Below are 3,355 nucleotides of genomic sequence, written 5' to 3'. Positions count from 1 at the left end.
TTAGGTAGTTGAGAAAATTCTCAACTATTTCCGAGATTAAAAAAACCCTACCCTTGAAAGGTGGGGTCTCCCCACCCCTACAATAATTTGGGATAATTGATTTCTTGGTATTTCCTAGATGAAATGTGCTTGTTCTGTATATTCTGTAAGTTTTCTAAAATTTGTATACATTATAAATTCTAATTTCCTACGTAATAAAATCTATTTCGGGAATATTTTTGACTGAAACTGATATTTAGACTGAATTCGTGGGAACAATATACAGTAGTGTTCCCGATTTAAGTAACGACAAATGCAAATACCTTTAAATGCCATCGTCAGGATTCCTGGTTACTACGTTACTGAAAAAGTTTATGTAGGTTCAAAAACACTCGTTTATCGAGGAATTAGAGAAATTGACCAAACACCTGTTGTGATTAAAGTGCTGCGGGCTGATTATCCAACCTTCAATGAAGTAACGCAATTCCGCAATCAATACACAATTGTCAAAGAACTCGAATTACCTGCGGTCATTAAAAGCTACAGTTTAGAAAACTACCGTAATGCTTATGCCTTAATCATGGAAGATTTTGGCGGCATTTCACTGAAACGTGAGGTGGGAAGATTATTATGTCCAGATAAAATACCCAAACGAAAATATTTTACAAATATTCTCCAAAAACAAATTGATTCTCAAAATTCAAAAGAAAATAATCAATTATCAAAAATAACTAAGAAAGCCGATTTTATTGGTAATTTTCTCAAAATTGGGATTCAAATATGTACCGCGCTTGATGTCGTACATCGTAGTCGCATCATTCATAAAGATATTAAACCTGCAAATATTCTCATTAATCCTCAAACCCACGAAGTCAAACTCATCGACTTTAGTATTTCAACCCTCCTACCCAAAGGAGTAAGCAAAATTCCGATTTCTGACATTATCGAAGGAACCCTTGCTTACCTTGCTCCTGAACAAACAGGACGGGTCGATCGCGTTATTGATTATCGTACCGACTTTTACTCCCTTGGAGTAACTTTCTTTGAATTACTGACGGGAGAACTTCCCTTTGATGCCAACGATCCAATTGAGTTAGTTTATTCTCACATTGCCAAACACATACCCCTTGTAAACCATATTGATAATACTATTCCTCCGACCATTGCCAGGATAGTTAGCAAGTTGATGGCAAAAAATCCGGAAAAGCGCTATCAAAGTGCTTTAGGGTTGAAATACGATTTAGAAACTTGCTTAGAACAGTGGCAAGAAACAGCAAAAATTGAATATTTTGAACTCGCTCAACAGGATATTTCCAGCAACTTTAAAATCCCCGATAAATTGTATGGTAGAGAAACAGACACTCAAATCCTCATGGAAACCTTTGAGCGAATTTGTCAGGGAAAAATAGAAGTAGTCTTTGTAGATGGTGATTCTGGAGTTGGTAAAACTGCCCTTGTCAACCAAATCAGCAAAAATGTTGCGATCGCGAATGGTTATTTCATTACTGGGAAATATGAAGAAACACCAAGCGATATACCCCTAATTGGGTTTGTAGAAGCGATTCGCAACCTAATTGAACAAATAGAAACCGAAACAGATACCCAAATTAGAAACTGGAAAAACAGGATTTTATCGGGATTCCGAGGAGAAGGTCGGGTAATAACCGATATAATACCTGAATTAGAAAAGATTATTGGTAAACAACCAGAAGTAACACAACTTCCAGAAAACGAAGCGAAAAAACGTTTACATCGACTATTTAAAAAACTCATTTACGTATTTGCCAGAGAACAACATCCAATAGTCTTATTCGTCGATAACCTGCATTGGGCAGACGCTGACTCATTTACATTCATGCGATCGCTCATCGTCGATCATGTCACACTAGACGAACCTCCATCTATTTCCCAACCATTTATAGAGCCAGAAGAAGATCAAGAACCTCTAAAAAGTCTATTATTAGTTGGTGCATATCGCCAGAAAAAACGAGAAACTGGTCCGTGGAAACCGATAGAGTTAACAATTGGTGACTTTGAAAAAATCCAGACACCAGAATTTTTTACATCCATCAGCATAGAACCCTTTTCCTTAGGGGAATTAAATACCCTAATTTCCCAAACAATTAGTCACGACGATTCGACTACTTGTTTTTTAACCCAAATGGTTTTTGCTAAAACCCAAGGTAATCCGTTTTTGTCAGTGAATTTCTTTCAATCACTGTATGAACAAGAAACAATTACCTTTAATTTTGAGACTCTTAAATGGGAATATGACATCGATCGCATCAAAGAATTATGCGTAACCGATGATGTTCTTGATGTGATGGTAAGAGAAGTATATTTGTTGGGTTCACCATTTAGAAAAATATTAAAACTAGCTGCATGTCTTGATGGTCCATTTGACTATAAAACCCTATGTATTCTTAGTCAAGAAGAACCTTTAGTAGTCAAAGCCAGATTGTGGGAAGCATTGCTTAAGGGTTTAGTAATACCAGAAACAATCACGCAAGCAGTCTGCATTGCTGGGAATACTGATGAAATCCTAGAGATAGATTTTTCAGAGTTAGATTTATTTGAAGGTAAAGAGCCTTATATAGTTCCGGTATTAGACCATATCTCTATTAACTATTATTTCATACACGATCGCATCAAACAAGCAGCCTACGATTTAATTCCAGAGGATGAAAGAAAAGCCACCCATTTGAAAGTCGGATATTTACTGGTAGATAGTACTCCGAAATCTAAGAGGGAAGAAAGGATTTTTGAGTTAGTCAATCAATTTAATATTGCTTTTGACCTAATTACAGATAGAGAAGAACTTGACGGACTTGCAGAAATGAATTTGTGCGCTGGACGTAAAGCTTTAGGGTTAACAGAATATTCAGCAGGATATAATTACTTGACTTTTGGGTTAAAGTCTCTTGCTAATGATTCCTGGGAAAGTAATTACGAGATATCTCTAAGTTTGTATGAAACGGCAGCAGAAGCAGCATATTTAAGCGGTAATTTTGAGGAGTGTGAGCAATATGTTGAAATAGTACTAACTCATGCGAAGACATTGCTGGAAAAAATTAAAGCTTACGAAACCAGACTTGAGACTTATAAAGCACAAAGTTATGGGGATAAAGCTATTGAACTAGGTTTAGAAGTCTTACATTCATTAGGATTAGAATTACCCAAAGAGATCAGTCAGGAATACTTGGGTCAAGAATTACAAAAAATAAAACTAGCTTTGGAACAGCAACCAATTGAAGAGTTAATTAATCTACCAAAAATGAAAGACTCAGAGAAATTAGCTGTTATGAGTATTTTGGCAAGACTTTTGCCAATTACCTACACTTGTAATCCTCTACTTTTTGTTATTATAGTCTTACAG

1 protein-coding gene is annotated in these 3,355 nt (G+C 35.9%); it reads left to right on the top strand.

What is annotated here, in order from left to right; translation table 11 throughout:
• Nucleotides 1–292 precede the first annotated feature (292 nt).
• On the top strand, nucleotides 293–3,355 hold a 3,063-nt coding region (locus tag CK510_RS28205), incomplete at its 3' end, for a protein kinase domain-containing protein (RefSeq protein ID WP_143289479.1).

This window comes from Brunnivagina elsteri CCALA 953 (genome assembly GCF_002289455.1).
Lineage (GTDB): Bacteria > Cyanobacteriota > Cyanobacteriia > Cyanobacteriales > Nostocaceae > Brunnivagina > Brunnivagina elsteri.
Note: the sequence above shows the minus strand (reverse complement) of the source record. Positions and strands in the feature narration are given on the sequence as shown.